Origin of the sequence: Lentzea sp. NPDC059081 (genome assembly GCF_042738015.1) — a bacterium.
In the GTDB taxonomy this organism is placed as follows: Bacteria; Actinomycetota; Actinomycetes; order Mycobacteriales; family Pseudonocardiaceae; genus Lentzea.
Genome location: NZ_JBHYGW010000021.1, coordinates 12563 through 29858, shown reverse-complemented (window position 1 = coordinate 29858; position 17296 = coordinate 12563). Strand labels below are relative to the sequence as shown.

Sequence of the window (17296 nt, the reverse complement as noted above, 5' to 3'; positions counted from 1 at the left end):
GCACGGTCGAGCCGGGCACGGTCGAGCCGGGCACGGTCGAGCCGGGCACGGTCGAGCCGGGCACGGTCGAGCCGGGCACGGTCGAGCCGGGCACGCGACGCGCGTGGCGTCGTGGGGCCCGGCTCTCCCTCAGCGGTGCTGGGCGGGTTCGGGGCGAGCGCCGGGACCGCCGACGGTAGTGGTCAGGCGGGTTGTGCGGGCGGAGCCGGCGGCGGCGTCACTTCACGCCGGCCGCGTCCATGCCGCGCAGCTCCTTCTTCAGGTCCTGGATCTCGTCGCGCAGGCGGGCGGCCAGCTCGAACTGCAGGTCGCGGGCCGCGTTCATCATCTGGTCGGTCAGCGACTGCACCAGGTCGGCCAGGTCGGACCTGGCCATGCCCGCCCGCTCGTGCGAGGCCACCACGCCGGACGAGCGGCCGCCCTCGCCCGTGGCTCGCTTGCCGCGGGACTGGTTGCGGCCCGAGCCGCCCACCGGGACCTCGTCCTCGACCTCGGAGTAGACGGCTTCCAGGATGTCGGTGATCTTCTTGCGCAGCGGCTGCGGGTCGATGCCGCGCTCGAGGTTGTAGGCGACCTGCTTCTCGCGGCGGCGGTTCGTCTCGTCGATGGCGTGCCGCATCGAGTCGGTGATCTTGTCCGCGTACATGTGGACCTCGCCGGACACGTTGCGGGCGGCGCGGCCGATCGTCTGCACCAGGGAGGTGCCGGAGCGCAGGAAGCCCTCCTTGTCGGCGTCGAGGATCGCCACCAGCGACACCTCCGGGAGGTCGAGGCCCTCGCGGAGGAGGTTGATGCCGATCAGCACGTCGAACTCGCCGAGGCGCAGCTGGCGGAGCAGCTCGACGCGGCGCAGCGTGTCGACCTCCGAGTGCAGGTAGCGGACCCGGATGCCGAGCTCCAGCAGGTAGTCGGTGAGGTCCTCCGCCATCTTCTTGGTCAGGGTGGTGACCAGGACGCGCTCGTCGCGCTCGGCCCGTTCGCGGATCGAGTGCACCAGGTCGTCGATCTGGCCCTCGGTCGGCTTGACGACCACCTCGGGGTCGACCAGGCCGGTCGGGCGGATCACCTGCTCGACGAACTCGCCGCCGGCCTGGCCCAGCTCGTACGGGCCTGGCGTCGCGGACAGGTACACGACCTGGCCGATCCGGTCGGCGAACTCCTCCCACGTGAGCGGGCGGTTGTCCAGCGCCGACGGCAGGCGGAAGCCGTGCTCCACCAGGTTGCGCTTGCGGGACGCGTCGCCCTCGTACATGCCGCCGATCTGCGGGACCGTCACGTGCGACTCGTCGATCACCAGCAGGAAGTCGTCCGGGAAGTAGTCGAGCAGCGTGGCGGGCGCGGTGCCGGCGCCGCGGCCGTCGATGTGGCGCGAGTAGTTCTCGATGCCGTTGCAGAAGCCGACCTGGCGCATCATCTCGATGTCGTAGGACGTGCGCATGCGCAGGCGCTGGGCCTCCAGGAGCTTGCCCTGGCGTTCCATCTGGGCGAGCGTGGTCTCCAGCTCCGCCTCGATGTCGCGGATCGCGCGTTCCATCCGCTCCGGGCCCGCCACGTAGTGCGTCGCCGGGAAGATGCGGAGGTCGGACACCTCGCGCACCACGTCGCCCGTCAGCGGGTGCAGGTAGTAGAGCTTGTCGATCTCGTCGCCGAAGAACTCGACGCGGATCGCCAGCTCCTCGTAGGACGGGATGATCTCGACCGTGTCGCCGCGCACCCGGAACGAGCCGCGGGTGAACGACATGTCGTTGCGCGTGTACTGCACGTCGACCAGCAGGCGCAGGAACGCATCGCGGTCGACCTCCACGCCCGTCTCCAGCGGGATCGAGCGGTCGAGGTACGACTGGGGCGTGCCCAGGCCGTAGATGCACGACACCGAGGCGACCACGATGACGTCGCGCCGGGTCAGCAGAGACATCGTGGCCGAGTGGCGCAGGCGCTCGACGTCCTCGTTGATCGAGGAGTCCTTCTCGATGTACGTGTCCGTCTGCGGGATGTACGCCTCGGGCTGGTAGTAGTCGTAGTAGCTGACGAAGTACTCGACCGCGTTGTGCGGGAAGAGTTCCTTCAGCTCGTTCGCCAGCTGCGCGGCCAGCGTCTTGTTCGGCGCCATGACCAGGGTCGGGCGCTGCAGCTTCTCGACCAGCCACGCCGTGGTCGCCGACTTGCCCGTACCGGTGGCGCCCAGCAGCACCACGTCGCGCTCGCCCGAGCGCACGCGGCGTTCCAGGTCCGCGATGGCCGCCGGCTGGTCGCCCGCCGGCTGGTACTCGCTGACGACGCTGAACTGCCCGCCGGTGCGCACGATGTCGCCGACGGGACGGTGCTCGGAGTGCGCCTTGACGGTGCTCTCCTCGGACGGGAGCTCTGTTGCGAATGCCACGGGAAGCACGGTACGCCGGGGGTCTGACAATTTCAGATTGTGCCTGGTCAGGGCCTCAATCGCATGGGCAACAGCAGCAGTCGCAGTCGTTGCAGTCGCAGTTCGGGCCGCAGTCGCCGTCGCACCCGGCGCGCCGCTTGTCGCTCCACGGGCCGGGGAACGGGTCGCGGCAGCAGAACTGGCACGTCCCGCACTCGTACAGGAACGCGCCGCACCCGGCGAAGCACCCGCGCGGCTGCGGCTGCCAGTTCAGCTTCGGGTACGCCCACAGGCCGCTGCCCGGATCCGACCACGTCGGCTTGTGCGGGTCGCGGTGCTTGCGGCGGCCGAACGCCCGGACCACCGACTCCTCCAGCTCGTGCACCAGCAGCTTGTGCACGAGCCGCGAGTCGGTGAACTCGACGTCTTTCAACGCCAGCCGGATGCCCATCAGCGCGTCCTGGCACAGCCTGTGTGCTTCCTCGACCGAGGTACCGGTGGCCAGCAGCGGGTTCCAGGCACCGGCCGCGCGGTCCTCCTCCAGGTCCTCCACGGCGTCGATCAGGTGCGCGACCCGCCCGAACAACCGCCCGACCTCGCGCAACGGCTCCGCGTTGCCCGGCCGGCCCGCGAGGAACGCCGTCTGCGCCACGGCGAACCCGGTCGCCGTCTCCGTCGGTTCCGTCACCACGAGCACCGAGCTGCCGAGCCCTGCGGACGCCTCCACCTCGGGCTGCCGGCGCACCGAGTCGATCATCACCGACGCGTCGAACCCCAGGTCGGACGCCGTGCCGAGCCCCTTCGAGGCCCAGCGCTGCGCCACCTTGCGCCCCGCCCAGCCCATCCGGCCGGCGAGGCCGTCGCCGTCGTCCACGTGGTCGTGGATCTTCAACGACGCCAGCACCAGCGACACCGACGCCGCCAGCCGCGCCCCCGACCCGATCGCCACGTCCGCGGACTTCATGCCGCGCAACGCACACGGGCCCGCCGTCCGCCGCGACACCTCGGACTGCGCCTCCACGGCCGCCGAGATCATCAGCCCGTCGTAGTTGGTGACGAGACGCGAGAGGTGGCCGTGCTCGTCGCGCAACGACAGGCACATCCCGCAGAGGTGGGCGAGCCACGCGGACCGCAGCTCAGCGCCCATCCTGTTGCGGCAGGGGCGGATGATCCCGAACATGCGCGGAATCCTAAGTGGCCGGACGGCCTGACGATGGCAGTATCGCGGACGTGGCACACATCCATCCGCCGAAGATCGAGTACTTCGACCTGGACGCCAAGAGCAACACCGATCCGAAGGGGCAGCTGCGCAGCGTCGACGAGTTCCGGCTCACGCCGACGGGCCTCTACATGTTCCGCCCGCTCGCGGGACATCCGAAGATCAGCCACTTCGAGAGCTGGTTCCTGCCCAAGCTCAACCTCCGCGTCACGCGCCAGTCGTGGCACCCCGGCCACGAGCTCGACTTCGACTTCTACGTCGACGTGGTGGAGATCAACGCGATCGGCAGCGTCTGGAAGACGACGGACCTGTACCTCGACCTGATAGTCCGGACGGGCCACAGCGTGACGGTTCTCGACACCGACGAGCTGATCGCCGCCGTGCAGCAGAAGCTGCTCTCGCCGGAACGCGCGCAGTGGGCGTTGGAAACCACTTACTCGGCGGTGTCCGGAATTTCAGCGCACGGTCACGATGTGGTGCGCTGGCTCGCCTATTCGGGTTGCCCCACGACCTGGCGTTGATATACGGAGCGTAGTCGTCACCTGACCGTGACGTAACAAATCAGTCCAGCGTGTAACTGGCAGCATTTGTGTGACTACCCTCGGCGCCGTGGGAGCGGTCACTACACCTCAGCTCGTCGATGTCGTCGACACCTGGTCGGGTGTCCGTGCGTACTCGTCGGGTGGCACACGGACACTGGACGCGTGCGACGTCGAACGCTGGGGTCTGCGCATCGAACAGCCCACCCCCGAGGACCCCTTCTCGGACGCCGAGTTCACCTGGCTGATGCCCGACCTGGGTCTGCGCCTCACGACCCACCGCGGCCGCTCGCGCCACTCGCGCAGCAGCCCGAGCATCCTGTCCGCGGTGCGGGTCGAGTGCGACAACCGCCACTGGCGCACCACGGACCTGTTGCTGGGTCTCGCGATCCACGGCGGCACGACGCCCCGCATCGTGCGCACCGAGGAGTTCGCCGCGGCGGTCGCGGGACGCGTGCTGCGGCCCGGTGACGCCGACCAGGCCCTGCGCACGGTCCACCGCGCCCTCGAAGAGCTGAGCAACGTCAACCACAACCTCACCTCGTGGCTGACGTGGCACGGCATCTACGACGCCTGGCCGCCCCTGTAGGCCTCGACGCGCGCCGCGGCCGCCACCATCCACGGCTCCTTCGCCTCACCGTAGGCGAACCCGTCGGCGTCGGCCGCGAACCGCTCCGACAGCTCCAGCTTCAGCGCCGCGTACTCCTCACGAGCCGCGGCGTCGCTGCGCAGCCAGTCGCGGAAGCCGGTCGCCCACCGCCAGTTCGCGGCTCCCTCCACCCGCAGGTGCAGGTTCACCCGCCGGCCGGGGTCGGCGCCGGCGTGCAGCCGCTTGCTCCAGTCGCCCTCGCCGCGCGGCGTGTCCACGTACGGGCCGACGTACGGGAAACCGGCCTGGCCCAGGGCTTCCCGCAGCGAGTCGGCGGAGTCCATGTCGTCGACGGCGAGCTGGAAGTCCAGCACGTCCTTGGCCGCCAGCCCCGGCACGGACGTGGACCCGATGTGCTCGACGTGCCGTCCCCCGGCAGCCAGGCTGATCCGCCGGGCGATCCGCTGCGCCTGCGCGGGCCAGGTGTCGTCGTAGGGCACGACAACCGGCGAACCCGACGCGTACGACGCCGTCCGCACGTTCTTCTCGAAGCCCACCAGCCGGTCCCACAACGCCGAGACGTCCGGGACCTCGCCGGTGTTGTCGAGCCACACGTCCGCGACGGCCCGCCGCTGCTCGTCCGTGGCCTGCGCGGCGATGCGGTTCTCCGCGTCCTGCCGTCCCATCCCCCGGCTCGTCACGAGCCGCTCCAGCCGGGTCCCGGCGTCCGCGTACACGACGATCACCAGGTGGTAGACCGCCGCCATGTCCCGCTCCACCAACAACGGGATGTCGTGCACGACGATCGCGTCCTCGGGCGCCTCGGCCATCCGTTGTCCCGTGAGCGCCCCGATCCGCGGGTGCGTGATCCCGTTGAGCGTCTGCCGGGCTTCCTCGCTCGCGAACGCCTTGGCGGCCAGCGCCGCCCGGTCCAGCGACCCGTCGGCGTTGAGCACGTCGGCTCCGAAGGCCCGCACGACCTCGGCGAGCCCCTCGGTGCCGGGCTCCAGCACCTCCCGCGCGAGCTTGTCCGCGTCGATGACGACGGCACCGCGCTCCACGAGGAGCTTCGCGACAGTCGACTTCCCGGACCCGATCCCGCCGGTCAACCCCACCCTCAGCATGCACGCCAGGTTAGACAGGTTTAGGCATCGTTTAGGCAGAGGGTCAGACGGGCGGCGTCATCGACTGCTGGGCGAGTACAGGCAGGATGGCGACGAGCTTGTCGGCGGGGATGAAGTTGTTCTTGTTCCGCACGACGAACGTCGACTTGCCGAGCGACCCGATCAGCAGCTGCTCGTCCTTGCCCTCGACCAGCGTCCCCTTCTGCTTGCCGACGTCGACCTCGGTGATCTTCGCGCCCTCACCCCGCTCGGCCTCGACGCTCTCGGCGACGCGCGTCCTCGCCGTGGCCTCGTCCGTGTAGGTCGAGAGCCCGATGACGATCTTGGCGTCCGGGAGGCCCTTCTTCTCGGGGATCCCGTAGTAGCAGTCGACCTTGCCGGTCTTGCCGATCCCCGGCTCCTTGATGCCGATGATGATCCGCGGCTCCCCCGGCAGCTCCTGCCCGATGGTCGCGTTCATGACCTCGGCCGGCACCACGAGCTCGCAGTCGTCGGGCAGCGGCCGGTCCACCATCAACGGCACCCGCGACGGCGTGGTGGGCGGCGTGATCTTGGGAATCTGGGGCGGCGGCGCCTGTGTCTCCGGCAGGGCTTCAGCACAACCGCAGACCGACAACGCGACCGCGCCGAGCGCGACGAGGATCCTGTTCCCACGCATAGGTTTGTCAACCTACACAACGAGGTTCGGCCTCCACCACAGAGTGAACGGGTGACCGCCGGGACGGGGGACACGGCGTCAGCTAGACGAGGAGTGCGTAAGCCGAGGCGGTAGCCGAAGACGGACGACGGGTGTCCAAGATCAGTTCGTGACCGCTGATCAAGCAGGTGGCGCGGTGGCCGGCCGCCGACACCGACCTGTGGACCGGCACCACCTGGATCGTGGACTCCACTCCGGCCGGGCTGCCCATCACCTGGGCGCTGGCCGACCCGAAAATCGACGAACGTCAGGTGCTCATGGCGATCTGCGATCACGAACCAGACCTGCTCGCCACGAGAAAGACGAGCCCGCGCAACGCAAAAGGCCCCCGTGCCGGAGCACGGGGGCCTTCAGGGTCTAACTAGCGACTCACATGCCGCCCGACAGCTTCTCGCGGAGCGCCGCGAGCTGCTCGTCGGAGGCCAGCGTGCCACCGGACTGCGCCGGCGCGCCGACCGAGGTGGACGGGGCGTCGCCACCGGAGGTGTAGTTGCCCGCACCCTCGGCCGAAGCCTCTTCCTCGGCCTCGGCGGCCTTGCGGATCTGCTTCATGTGGGCCTCGTAACGAGTGTGCGCCTCGGCGTACTGGCGCTCCCACTCCTCACGCTGCTTGTCGAAGCCGTCCTGCCACTCCTGGGTCTCCGGGTCGAAGCCCTCGGGGTAGATGTAGTTGCCCTGGTCGTCGTACTCGGCGGCCATGCCGTACTGGGTCGGGTCGAACTCGGTGTCGACCGTGAAGCCCTCGTTGGCCTGCTTGAGCGACAGCGAGATGCGGCGACGGTCGAGGTCGATGTCGATGACCTTGACCATGACGTCGTCGCCGACCTGGACGACCTGCTCCGGGATCTCGACGTGGCGCTCGGCCAGCTCGGAGATGTGGACCAGGCCCTCGATGCCCTCGTCCACGCGGACGAACGCACCGAACGGAACCAGCTTCGTGACCTTGCCCGGCACGATCTGGCCGATCGCGTGGGTGCGGGCGAACTGGCGCCACGGGTCTTCCTGGGTCGCCTTCAGCGACAGGGAGACGCGCTCGCGCTCCATGTCGACGTCGAGGACCTCGACCGTGACCTCCTGGCCGACCTCGACGACCTCGGACGGGTGGTCGATGTGCTTCCAGGACAGCTCCGAGACGTGGACGAGACCGTCGACGCCACCCAGGTCCACGAAGGCACCGAAGTTGACGATCGAGGACACGACGCCCTTGCGGACCTGGCCCTTCTGCAGCTGGTTGAGGAACTCGCTGCGGACCTCGGACTGGGTCTGCTCGAGCCACGCGCGGCGGGACAGGACCACGTTGTTGCGGTTCTTGTCCAGCTCGATGATCTTCGCCTCGAGCTCGCGGCCGACGTACGGCTGGAGGTCGCGGACGCGACGCATCTCGACGAGCGAGGCGGGGAGGAAGCCGCGGAGGCCGATGTCGAGGATGAGACCACCCTTGACGACCTCGATGACGGTGCCCTTGACGGGCTCGTCCTTCTCCTTGAGGGCCTCGATGGTGCCCCACGCGCGCTCGTACTGGGCGCGCTTCTTGGAGAGGATCAGGCGGCCTTCCTTGTCCTCCTTCTGGAGAACAAGAGCCTCGACCTCGTCACCGACGGAGACAACCTCGGCGGGATCGACGTCGTGCTTGATCGACAGTTCGCGCGAGGGGATGACGCCCTCGGTCTTGTAGCCGATGTCGAGCAGGACCTCGTCCCGGTCGACCTTGACGATCGTGCCCTCAACGATGTCGCCGTCGTTGAAGTACTTGATCGTCTTGTCGATAGCTGCGAGGAAGTCCTCCTCCGTCCCGATGTCGTTGATCGCGACCTGCTTCGGCGCAGCGGCAACGGGGGCGGTGGTGGTGTCGGTGGACATTAGGTAGGTGGCTCCGGTACGGATTGGCATCGATTGTCTGGTGGTGGTGCGCGCGCAGCGACCCGGAAACCTTGACTCCGAACAGTTTCTGGATCATGGGCAGCGCTAACCCCACTACGCACGCGATATCGTACGCGGCCGCGAGACCCGCAAGCAAACCAGCCCCCATGTGAAGGAGCGGTGTGTCCAACCAGCACGCGAGCGCCGAGCAGGCGCTCGGCACGGCCGGCATCGTCAAGCGCGGAGCGGACGCCGCGGAGTCCCGCCTGGCGAACCGGATCTGGTGGGACGCGGACGCCGACGACTACCACGAGACGCACGGCGACTTCCTCGGTGCGGCCGACTTCGTCTGGTGCCCCGAGGGGCTGCGCGAGGAGGACACCCGTTTCCTGGGTGACGTCGCAGGTCAGCGCGTCCTCGAGGTCGGGTGCGGCAGTGCCATGTGCGCCCGCTGGCTCAAGGCCAACCACGCGGACGTGACCGCCTTCGACATCTCCGAGGGCATGCTCCGGCACGCCCGCAAGCACAACGCCGAGACCGGGGTCGACGTCCCGCTCGTCCAGGCCAGCGCCGACCAGCTGCCGTTCCGGGACGCGAGCTTCGACGCCGCCTGCTCCGCCTTCGGCGCCGTGCCGTTCGTCGCGGACGTCGGCGAGGTCTTCGGCGAACTGGCCCGCGTGCTCAAGCCGGGCGCGAGGTGGGTGTTCGCGGTGAATCACCCGATGCGGTGGATTTTCCCGGACGACCCCGGTCCGCTCGGCCTCACCGTCACCCAGTCGTACTTCGACCGCACGCCGTACGTGGAGGTCGACGAGGAGGGCCGCGCCACCTACGTCGAGCACCACCGCACGCTCGGCGACTACGTCCGCGCGCTCACCGCCGCCGGCTTCGTCGTCGAGGACCTGGTCGAGCCCGAGTGGCCGGCGGGCCACACCCGCAACTGGGGCCAGTGGAGCCCCCTGCGCGGCAAGCTCTTCCCCGGCACCGCGATCTTCCGGACCCGGCTGACGACGTAACCTCACGGCCATGACCTCGGCACGCGGACTCGTGGCGGCCCAGTCGGCACGGTTCGCGTCGCTCGACCCGTTGCTCCCACCCGCTGCCGAACCGTCGACGGACGGTCACGTCATCACGGCGGCGCTCGCGGACGGCGCGCGCGTCGCCGGGGTCATCACCCGCCAGAGCTTCGAACCCCACTCGATCACCCGGCTGTGGTCGGCCGCGGAGGTCTGGGAGCTCTTACCTCTCGTGGGCACCTCCCAGGGCATGGACGCGCTTCTGAGCCGATGGCGCAAGCACCTCGACACACAAGAGATAGGTGAAGACACCGCGTGTGTCGTGCACTGGCCGAGCCGTGACACGAGAGCAGCGCGCGCGTTCCTCGACCACGGCCTGGTGCCGCTGTCCGTGCTCGGGGTCCGGCTACGGGCCCCACAACAACAACTCCCCCGCACGCTCACGATCCGCCGCGCCACCCCGCACGACCTGGAATCGGTGCTGGAGCTGTCGCTGGCGGAGCTGGAGTACTCGTCGTACGTCGGCTCGACGGTCGTGCGACCGGACGCGGCCGCCGTCAAACGACGCGCGCTCGCCGAACGCCTCACCAACGCCAGCCCGATCTGGCTCGCCGAGCGCGACGGCATCGCGGTGGCGCTGGCCGAGTGCGCGATCGTGTCGTCCGAACCGGGCACGGCCGCGGCGGTGCGGCTGCCGCGCGGCCGGTGGGGGTACGTGAACTGCGTCTCGGTGCTGCCGGGCGCCCGCGGCACCGGCATCGGCCAGCAGCTCATCGCCCACGTGCACCAGGAGCTGCACCGGATGGGCACGGTCGGCACGTACCTCTACTACAACCCGCCCAACCCGTTGAGCAGCGTGTTCTGGCCGCGGCAGGGCTACCGCCCGCTGTGGACCGTCTGGGAAGTACGCCCCGCCTCCGCCCTTAGGTGACCTATGTCCGAGTTGCAGAGCACCCTTGCGCGGAGCACAATTTGAACTGACCGGTCAGTTCAAATGAAGGGCACAGGCCGTGGAGATCCACGCAAGCCGCGCAGGCGTCACCGGGGGCCATGGTCCCCTGCTCCGGCCGACCTCGCTGACCGTGAAGCCGGGCGAGCTGACGCTGGTCGCGGGCGAGCCCGGCGCCGGCCACACCGCGCTGGCCCTGCTGCTCTCCGGCCGCATGAAGCCCTCCACCGGCACGGTCTCGCCGGACCCGAAGGCGCTGCGCAAGCAGGTCGTGCTGGTCGACGCCCCCGAGGTGAACGAACCGGAGGAGTCGCTGAGCCTGACCGCCGTCGTCGGGGAGGAGCTCGCGATGAACGGCATGCCGTCGGGCAAGAAGGCGGTGCACGACTGGTTGGTCGAGCACGCCGCCGACGAGCACGCCGCGAAGCGCTTCGAGCACGTCCCGGCGCAGACCCGGTGCGCGGTCCTGCTCGACCTGGCCGCCGCCCGTCCCGGCGTCACGGCGCTGATCCTCGACAGCCCCGACCGCTACCACCCGGACCCGCACGCGTGGCTCGCCCTCGCCCAGGACCACGTGACCCCCGGACGGGCCGTCGTCGTCCTGTGCTCGACCACCTCCGCTCGCCTCCTCGACCTCCCGCACGCGCGCCTTGGTGAGGACAACGCCACCTCGATGGAGATCACCGCATGAGCGCCCTTCGCATGGCCTTCAACGAACTGCGCCGGATCACCTCCGGCAAGCTCCCCAAGCTCGCCGTCCTGGCACTGGCGCTCGTGCCGCTGCTGTACGCGTCGCTCTACCTCTACGCCAACAAGGACCCGTACTCGAACCTGAACAACGTGCCCGCGGCGCTCGTCGTGAAGGACAGGGGCGCGAAGGACCTCAACGCCGGCAAGGACGTCGCGGACGAGCTGCTCAAGGGCGAGAAGTTCCACTGGCAGGTCGTCGACGAGGCCGACGAGGGCGTGCGCAAGGGCAAGTACGTCTTCGCCCTGACGCTGCCGGAGGACTTCTCCGAGGCGCTCACGTCCGCCGAGCAGAACAAGCCCCGCCAGGGCGTGCTCACGCTGACCACCAACGACGCCAACAACTACCTCGGCAGCACGATCGCGAACCAGGTCGTCTCCGAGGTGCGCCGCGCGGTGACGGCGAAGGTCTCCACCGAGGCCGCCGACAAGCTGCTGCTCGGCTTCTCCACGATCCGCCAGGAGACGACGAAGGCCGCGGACGGCGCGAGGCAGCTCGCGGACGGAGCCGCGCAGCTGCGCACCGGCGTGAACGACCTCGACAGCGGCCAGCGCCAGCTGCTCGACGGCGCGACGCAGGCGGCCAGCGGTGCCGCGCAGCTCCGCGACGGCACGCACCAGCTGCGCTCGCAGACCTCCGTCCTGCCGGACAGCACCCGCCAGCTCGCGAGCGGTGCGCGCCAGGTCGCGAACGGCAACGAGACCGCCGCGACCCAGGCCGAGGAGTACGCGAAGAAGGCCCAGGCACTGGTCGGCGTGCTCGACCAGGCCGACGGGGACATCGCGACGCGGTTGCGGGCGCTGGGTTTCACCGAGGAGCAGGTGCAGCGCGTGCTCGGCACCATCGGCCAGGTCCGCAAGCCGGTCGACGACGCCAACGGCAAGGTCCAGGGCGCCGCCGGCGACCTGCGGAAGCTCTCGAACGGCGCGGACCAGGTGGCCGACGGCGCCGAGCTGCTCGCGTCGAAGATGCCCGCGCTCGTCGACGGCATCAGCAAGCTCGACGACGGCGCCACGAAGCTCGCGGACGGCACGGCGCAGCTGCGCGACGGCGAGCAGAAGGCCGTCGACGGCACGACGAAGCTCAAGGACGGCGCGAACCAGCTCGCCGACGGCTCGGCCCAGCTGCGCGACGGCCTTACCGGCGGCGTCGACAAGATCCCGAACGCGGACGACCCGACGCGTGCCGCGATCGCGCAGGCCATCGGCGACCCGGTGGCGGTGCGCGGGCTGTCGCAGACGAAGGCGGCCACGTACGGCGCGGGCCTCGCCCCGTTCTTCCTCGGCCTGGCGACGTGGATCGGCGCGTTCGTGCTGTTCCTGCTGCTGCGCCCGCTATCGCGCCGTGCGCTGGCCGCCGGTCAGTCGGCGCTCCGGGTCGCGTTGGGCGGATGGCTGCCCGGAGCGTTGCTGGGCATCGTGCAGGTGCTCGTGATGTTCACGGTCGTGCGGTTCGTCGTCGACATCGAGCCCTCGAACCCCCTCGGCACGTTCGGGTTCCTCGTGCTGATGTCACTGACGTTCGTGGCGATCCTGCACGCGCTGAACGCGGCGTTCGGCGCCGTGGGCAAGTTCCTCGGCCTGATCCTGCTGATCCTGCAGCTGGTCAGCGCCGGCGGCACGTTCCCGTGGCAGACGATCCCGGTGCCGCTGTACCCGCTGCACTACGGCCTGCCGATGGGCTACGCGGTCGACGGCCTGCGGCACCTGATGTACGGCGGTGACCTCGGCATCGTGGGTCACGACGCATTGATCCTTCTCGCCTGGCTGGTCGGGGCCCTAGCCTTGACGTCCGTGGCGGCCTACAGGCAACGGGTGTGGACAGCGTCCAAGCTGAAGCCGGAGCTCGTGCTGTGAGCGCGCGGACGACGGCGACGAAGCAGAAGCTCTTCGACGCGGCGCTGAGACTGGTCGGCGAACGGGGCGCGGCCTCGGTGACGGTCGACGAGATCGCCGCGGAGGCGGGCGTCGCGAAGGGCACGATCTACTACAACTTCGCGTCGAAGGACGCCCTGGTCGAAGCCCTGCTGCGACACGGCGTGGAGATCCTCGCCGCCCGGCTGCGCTCCGCCGAGGACGCCGACGACTCGCTGGAGGCCCTGGTCGACGAGATGCTCGGCTTCTGGGCCGAGTACCCGGCGTTCGGCCAGCTGCTGGTCTCGGAGCTCTGGCGCACGCCCGGCCAGTGGCACGGCACCCTCTCGCTGCTGCGCGACGACATCGTGTCGATCGTGCGCGGCCAGATGAAGCGCCTGTCCGACGCCGGTCGCCTGCCCGAGGGCGTCGAGGTGGGCACGGCCTCGGCCGCGCTGTTCGGCACGCTGCTCGTGATCGCGCTGGACTGGCAGGTGTTCCAGCCGGAGCGGTCACGGGCGGAGGTGCGCGAGTCGGTCATGCTGCTGGTGCGCGGGATGCGCTCCGCCCGCTGACACCGCCCGCTGACACCGCCCGCTGACGCCGCCCGATCGAGCGACGCGTCCGGCCCGGCGGCGGCCGGGGACCGCGGGTACGAACGAGAGATGCCGACTCTGCTGACCCTCGCCGCCTCGATGCTCGTCTCCGCCGCGCTCGCCGCCACCCCGGCACCGGCCGCGGAGCCCGCGACCGCCACCGCCGACTTCCAGCAGGCCCTGTTCACCCCGGTCGGAGGAGTCCTCGACCTCGAGGAGACACCCGACGGCATCAAGGTCGCGGGCGAGTTCCGCACCGGGTTCGCCTCCGAGGTCCCGTCGGACTACCGGCTGCAGGTGCTCGACGGCGCGGCGGTGGTGCTCGACCTCAGCGAGGACTTCGAGGAGGTCGCCGAGATCGAGGCGGCCGGGGTCGCGGAGTTCGAGTTCACGACGAAGACCAAGCTCAAGATCGCCGACCTCCGCGACGAGGACGTGGTCGTCCGCCAGCTCGTGGACCTGGCGGGAGGCGTCAAGGTCCAGGCGGAGATCGGCCGGGCGAAGATCGAGAAGAACTAGCCGTTCAGCGGGCGTCCTCGTGGTGCAGCGAGGGCGCCCGTCCCTCCAACGCCCGTTCGACCGCTTCCAGCACCGCACGGCTCGTGCGCAGCGACGTCTCGTGGGTGAAGTGCGCGAGCAGCACCTGCTGCGTGGGGTGGGGCAGCACGGGGTCCGGCACCGGACCGCACGTGTGCACCTCCACCACCGGCGCGTTCTCGGCCAGGAGATGCCGCACGGCCGTGAGGACGGGCGCGCGGTAGCTGGTGTGCACCCACGCCACCAGCAGGTTCACCGGTCTGCCCTGCAGCTCGTCCGCGACCTCGGCCGCGAGCTCGTCCGGCTTGGCCCAGTCGGCCCTGACCCACGTCGGGCGGTGGCCGCGGCTGATCGACGCCCGCGCCGCCCGTCCGGGACCGTCGTCGGCCATCAGCGGCTGGGTCCGCGACGGCAGCAGGACGTGCCACCCCTGTCCCAGCAGCTGCCGCGCGCAGCCCGCCAGCATTCCGGTCCCGCCGAGCACCAGCGCCGTTCTCACCGAGCACGCTCCTCCCCGACCGAGGCCAGCGGCCCTGCCAGCCACCGTTCCACCTGCGCCTGCCCGCGCAGCCGCACGACCACCACCTGGTCGACGAGGGCGAGCACCCTGGCCCGGTTGCGCCGGTAGGACTTCCAGCCCCACCGCAGGATGTGCCCGGAGTCCGTGAACACCGACCACAGCGGCGATTCCTGGTTACCGTTCCACAACTCCGCCCTGGCCGCGCGCCGTCTGACCGTGCGGCCGACCAGCCGCGCCATCACCGTCACGAACCGGTGGTCGAGCCACACCACGGTGTCCGCCCGCCGCACGAGCACCGGCCGCGCGACCTGGTACTGGTACTCCGTCACCCAGTGCTCCTCCCCGGCGAGCGCGGCGACCTCGGCGGCGAACTCCGGGCGCGGTGTCCACCGCGGGCCCCAGTGCAGGCTGTCCAGCTCGACCCGGCGCAGGTCGCGCAGCTCGGCGATGCGCAGGCAGAGGGTCGACTTGCCGGCTCCCGCGTTCCCGGCGACGAGGACCCGCCGCGGCACGTGCGGCAGCGGGTCGGCTGGTCCGAGCAACGGCATCGGGCCAGGCTAACGAAAACGGCAGGGCCCCCGGGAAGTCCCGGAGGCCCTGCCGTCGTACAGCGAACGTCAGAGAGCGGTGACGTTCGTCGCCTGCGGGCCCTTCTGGCCCTGCGTGACGTCGAACGAGACCTTCTGGTTCTCCTCGAGGCTGCGGTAGCCGCCGCCGTTGAGAGCCGAGTAGTGGACGAAGACGTCAGCGCCGCCGTCCTCGGGGGCGATGAAGCCGAAGCCCTTTTCGGCGTTGAACCACTTGACGGTGCCGTTGGCCATGTACTGCTCCTTCTGTACTGAAGGACGATCCGCACTGTGCGGACGTCCCGGTGGTTGGTCTCGAGCCGACCACTCCCACCGCGAAGAAGGAGAATCGCTCGCAACTGAAGTTCGGCGAGCGTGCAAGACACGAACACAAAACCGCAACCAGCGAGGAAGTGTAGCGGATGCCTATCGACGCTTGCGAACCGGCACGGCGAACCGCTGCTGCATGAGCGAGATCCGGAAGATCAGGAAGCACGCGAGGGCTCCTGCTCCCAGGGCGCACAGCGTCGACAGCGTCGAGAACACCACGTAGAGCGGTGTGTCGAGCAGCAGCGACTCGAGGACGTCGGTCATGACCATCGCGAGGAACGCGTACTGCCACGGCTTGATCAACGGACTCACCACGCGCTGGTCGAACGGCACCTCGCGCTGGGTCGGGTCGCTCGCCTTCCATACCTGCGGGACGGTCCGCACGCCGTGCAGCGCGATCGCCTCGGCGTTGTGGGTGGCCCCGCGGAACCACAGGAAGGACGCCACGCCCGCGGGCACGACGAGCACGATGGCGAGGAAGCTCCACGACGACGACCCGCCCTGCCAGTCGTTGACGGTGCCCCAGACGGACTCGGCGGCGACCAGGGCGATGAGACCCATGGCCACGTACCCGGTCACCCGGACGTCCCTCAGGTCGATGTAGGTGTCCAACGCACTACCCCCGAACACAGCGGACCTCGCGGGAGACTACCGCCCGAAACCGCATCCGAGTTCGTCGAACGTGGCGATCTTTTCCGCAGCTCTCACAACGACTTCGTCAACGCCGTCGAGTACCACCCGGTCGCCGGTCCTGCGGGCGGGCAGAAGCGGCACGTCCGCCTTGCCGCACTGCTCCACGACCGTCGTGAACGCACGCGCGGCGGCCAGCGGCGCGACCAACGGCTCGCCGGTCTGGCGGTGCCGGATCAGGTTCTCCAGGAGGTCCACCGACGGAGGTACGGCCATGCGGTGCTCGTTGACCGTCAGCTTGTCGTCGTCGTACCACCACACGGCCTGCCCGAGCGATCCGTGCACGAGGACCACCGGTGGCAACGATGTCGCGGCGCACAGTGTCGTGGCGACCACGACCGGCGGTGCGCCTTCTGACGTCACACGGACGCACGCCGTGTCGTCGGCGGTGATCGTGTCGCGGCAGCGGAACAGCTCCAGCTCGACCACGACGTCGGACCGTTCCTCGACGTCGGCGAGCAGCAGCGCGTTCTGCAGGGCGTGTGCGAACGGGTTCACGAGCGTGCCGTCCTCGCCCTGCCGCCCGGCCCAGTCCGCGCGCTCGTAGTAGGAGTCCGTGCGCACCCACCGGCCCGCGGCGCCGATGCCGGAGATGTCGCCCAGCGCACCGGAGCCGATCAACGAGCAGAGCCGCCGGTAGGAGCCCCTGCCCTGGGTCTGGAACCCGACCTGGCACACCAGCCCGTGCTCCGCGGCCGCCTCGGAGATCTCGTCGAACTCCGCGACGGTCAACGCCGCCGGCTTCTCGACCAGCACGTCGCAGCCCAGCTCGAACGCGGACAGCGCGAGGTCGCGGTGCGTCCCCGGCGGTGAGGAGATCACCACGACCTCGGGGTGCAGCTCGGCGGCCAGCGACGGCAGGTCCGGGTAGGCGGGCACCGGGACGTCGACGTCCGCCACGTCGACGACACCGACGAAGGTCGCCGTCCCGTCGTGGCCGAGGCGCAGGAGGTTCTCGACGTGCCGCGCACCGTGTCCGCGAGCTCCGACCAGCGCAACACGCATCGTGTCCACCCTTCCCGCGCGCCCGCCACCAACGGCGCGGTCATCAGCATCAGCCCAGGTGCGTGGAATATCAATCCGCCGCGCCAGCGACGACAGGGT

Annotated in this window: 18 protein-coding genes and 1 pseudogene; 8 read left to right on the top strand and 11 right to left on the bottom strand. The window is 70.0% G+C overall.

Annotated features, from left to right (window positions below; all coding sequences use genetic code 11):
- The 3 genes and pseudogenes from ACFWV3_RS33760 to ACFWV3_RS33750 all read right to left on the bottom strand — a co-directional run.
- Positions 1 to 86: pseudogene (locus ACFWV3_RS33760) on the bottom strand (pentapeptide repeat-containing protein); the annotation flags it as partial.
- A gap of 131 nt (positions 87 to 217) precedes the next feature.
- Positions 218 to 2380 carry an excinuclease ABC subunit UvrB gene (gene uvrB / locus ACFWV3_RS33755; RefSeq protein WP_382417359.1) on the bottom strand — a complete coding sequence of 721 codons (2163 nt, stop codon included), beginning with the start codon at positions 2378 to 2380 and terminating at the stop codon, positions 218 to 220.
- A gap of 55 nt (positions 2381 to 2435) precedes the next feature.
- Entirely contained in the window at positions 2436 to 3539 is a 1104-nt protein-coding gene (locus ACFWV3_RS33750) for a DUF5685 family protein (protein ID WP_382417357.1), read from the bottom strand.
- 50 nt (positions 3540 to 3589) lie between these two features.
- Between ACFWV3_RS33750 and ACFWV3_RS33745 the strand changes: the two genes are divergently transcribed.
- Both ACFWV3_RS33745 and ACFWV3_RS33740 read left to right on the top strand, forming a co-directional pair.
- Positions 3590 to 4099 carry a DUF402 domain-containing protein gene (locus ACFWV3_RS33745; RefSeq protein ID WP_382417355.1) on the top strand — a complete coding sequence of 170 codons (510 nt, stop codon included), beginning with the start codon at positions 3590 to 3592 and terminating at the stop codon, positions 4097 to 4099.
- An 88-nt stretch (positions 4100 to 4187) separates the two neighbouring features.
- Positions 4188 to 4706 carry a hypothetical protein gene (locus ACFWV3_RS33740; protein WP_382417353.1) on the top strand — a complete coding sequence of 173 codons (519 nt, stop codon included), beginning with the start codon at positions 4188 to 4190 and terminating at the stop codon, positions 4704 to 4706.
- On the opposite strand, the gene coaE is transcribed toward ACFWV3_RS33740, so the two are convergent.
- From coaE to rpsA, 3 genes are all read right to left on the bottom strand, one after another.
- The gene (coaE, locus tag ACFWV3_RS33735; protein WP_382417351.1) at positions 4682 to 5830 is read right to left on the bottom strand and encodes a dephospho-CoA kinase; all 1149 of its coding nucleotides are present in this window, start codon (positions 5828 to 5830) and stop codon (positions 4682 to 4684) included. The two genes, ACFWV3_RS33740 and coaE, sit on opposite strands and share 25 nt — an antisense overlap.
- 43 nt (positions 5831 to 5873) lie before the next feature.
- Positions 5874 to 6488: a hypothetical protein gene (locus ACFWV3_RS33730; RefSeq protein WP_382417349.1), complete on the bottom strand. Its 615-nt coding sequence runs from the start codon at positions 6486 to 6488 to the stop codon at positions 5874 to 5876.
- Positions 6489 to 6896: 408 nt separating this feature from the next.
- Positions 6897 to 8387: a 30S ribosomal protein S1 gene (gene rpsA / locus ACFWV3_RS33725; protein ID WP_090054518.1), complete on the bottom strand. Its 1491-nt coding sequence runs from the start codon at positions 8385 to 8387 to the stop codon at positions 6897 to 6899.
- Positions 8388 to 8569: 182 nt separating this feature from the next.
- Here rpsA and ACFWV3_RS33720 point away from each other — a divergent pair, with 182 nt between their 5' ends.
- The 6 genes from ACFWV3_RS33720 (at position 8570) to ACFWV3_RS33695 (ending at position 14068) form a co-directional block, all read left to right on the top strand.
- Positions 8570 to 9403 (top strand): class I SAM-dependent methyltransferase, encoded by an 834-nt coding sequence (locus ACFWV3_RS33720; RefSeq protein WP_382417347.1) that lies wholly within the window; start codon positions 8570 to 8572, stop codon positions 9401 to 9403.
- A gap of 10 nt (positions 9404 to 9413) precedes the next feature.
- Positions 9414 to 10334, top strand: coding sequence for a GNAT family N-acetyltransferase (locus ACFWV3_RS33715; protein ID WP_382417345.1), 921 nt, complete (start codon positions 9414 to 9416; stop codon positions 10332 to 10334).
- Between the two features lie 79 nt (positions 10335 to 10413).
- Positions 10414 to 11043 carry an ATP-binding cassette domain-containing protein gene (locus ACFWV3_RS33710; protein ID WP_382417343.1) on the top strand — a complete coding sequence of 210 codons (630 nt, stop codon included), beginning with the start codon at positions 10414 to 10416 and terminating at the stop codon, positions 11041 to 11043.
- On the top strand, positions 11040 to 12956 hold the full coding sequence (locus tag ACFWV3_RS33705; RefSeq protein ID WP_382417341.1) for a YhgE/Pip family protein: 1917 nt from the start codon (positions 11040 to 11042) through the stop codon (positions 12954 to 12956). Before ACFWV3_RS33710 ends, ACFWV3_RS33705 begins: the two co-directional genes overlap by 4 nt.
- Complete coding sequence (locus ACFWV3_RS33700; protein WP_382417339.1) at positions 12953 to 13528, top strand: TetR/AcrR family transcriptional regulator; 576 nt, start codon at positions 12953 to 12955, stop codon at positions 13526 to 13528. Before ACFWV3_RS33705 ends, ACFWV3_RS33700 begins: the two co-directional genes overlap by 4 nt.
- A 90-nt stretch (positions 13529 to 13618) precedes the next feature.
- A complete protein-coding gene (locus tag ACFWV3_RS33695; protein WP_382417337.1) occupies positions 13619 to 14068 on the top strand; it encodes a hypothetical protein in 450 nt (149 codons plus the stop codon).
- Between the two features lie 4 nt (positions 14069 to 14072).
- Here ACFWV3_RS33695 and ACFWV3_RS33690 read toward each other — a convergent pair whose 3' ends face one another.
- From ACFWV3_RS33690 to ACFWV3_RS33670, 5 genes are all read right to left on the bottom strand, one after another.
- Positions 14073 to 14585, bottom strand: coding sequence for a hypothetical protein (locus ACFWV3_RS33690; protein ID WP_382417335.1), 513 nt, complete (start codon positions 14583 to 14585; stop codon positions 14073 to 14075).
- Entirely contained in the window at positions 14582 to 15154 is a 573-nt protein-coding gene (locus ACFWV3_RS33685; protein ID WP_382417333.1) for an AAA family ATPase, read from the bottom strand. Before ACFWV3_RS33685 ends, ACFWV3_RS33690 begins: the two co-directional genes overlap by 4 nt.
- A 69-nt stretch (positions 15155 to 15223) precedes the next feature.
- Positions 15224 to 15427, bottom strand: coding sequence for a cold-shock protein (locus ACFWV3_RS33680; RefSeq protein ID WP_086665400.1), 204 nt, complete (start codon positions 15425 to 15427; stop codon positions 15224 to 15226).
- A gap of 171 nt (positions 15428 to 15598) precedes the next feature.
- A complete protein-coding gene (locus ACFWV3_RS33675) occupies positions 15599 to 16114 on the bottom strand; it encodes a hypothetical protein (protein WP_382417330.1) in 516 nt (171 codons plus the stop codon).
- Between the two features lie 36 nt (positions 16115 to 16150).
- A complete protein-coding gene (locus ACFWV3_RS33670; protein WP_382417328.1) occupies positions 16151 to 17197 on the bottom strand; it encodes a Gfo/Idh/MocA family protein in 1047 nt (348 codons plus the stop codon).
- Positions 17198 to 17296 lie beyond the last annotated feature (99 nt).

Excerpts from the sequence above, each read along its gene's own strand:
- rpsA (WP_090054518.1), bottom strand. The coding sequence starts at position 8,387 with ATGTCCACCGACACCACCACCGCCCCCGTTGCCGCTGCGCCGAAGCAG.
- ACFWV3_RS33680 (WP_086665400.1), bottom strand. The coding sequence starts at position 15,427 with ATGGCCAACGGCACCGTCAAGTGGTTCAACGCCGAAAAGGGCTTCGGC.
- ACFWV3_RS33705 (WP_382417341.1), top strand. The coding sequence starts at position 11,040 with ATGAGCGCCCTTCGCATGGCCTTCAACGAACTGCGCCGGATCACCTCC.
- ACFWV3_RS33685 (WP_382417333.1), bottom strand. The coding sequence starts at position 15,154 with ATGCCGTTGCTCGGACCAGCCGACCCGCTGCCGCACGTGCCGCGGCGG.
- ACFWV3_RS33730 (WP_382417349.1), bottom strand. The coding sequence starts at position 6,488 with ATGCGTGGGAACAGGATCCTCGTCGCGCTCGGCGCGGTCGCGTTGTCG.
- coaE (WP_382417351.1), bottom strand. The coding sequence starts at position 5,830 with ATGCTGAGGGTGGGGTTGACCGGCGGGATCGGGTCCGGGAAGTCGACT.
- ACFWV3_RS33750 (WP_382417357.1), bottom strand. The coding sequence starts at position 3,539 with ATGTTCGGGATCATCCGCCCCTGCCGCAACAGGATGGGCGCTGAGCTG.
- ACFWV3_RS33695 (WP_382417337.1), top strand. The coding sequence starts at position 13,619 with ATGCCGACTCTGCTGACCCTCGCCGCCTCGATGCTCGTCTCCGCCGCG.
- ACFWV3_RS33715 (WP_382417345.1), top strand. The coding sequence starts at position 9,414 with ATGACCTCGGCACGCGGACTCGTGGCGGCCCAGTCGGCACGGTTCGCG.
- ACFWV3_RS33670 (WP_382417328.1), bottom strand. The coding sequence starts at position 17,197 with ATGCGTGTTGCGCTGGTCGGAGCTCGCGGACACGGTGCGCGGCACGTC.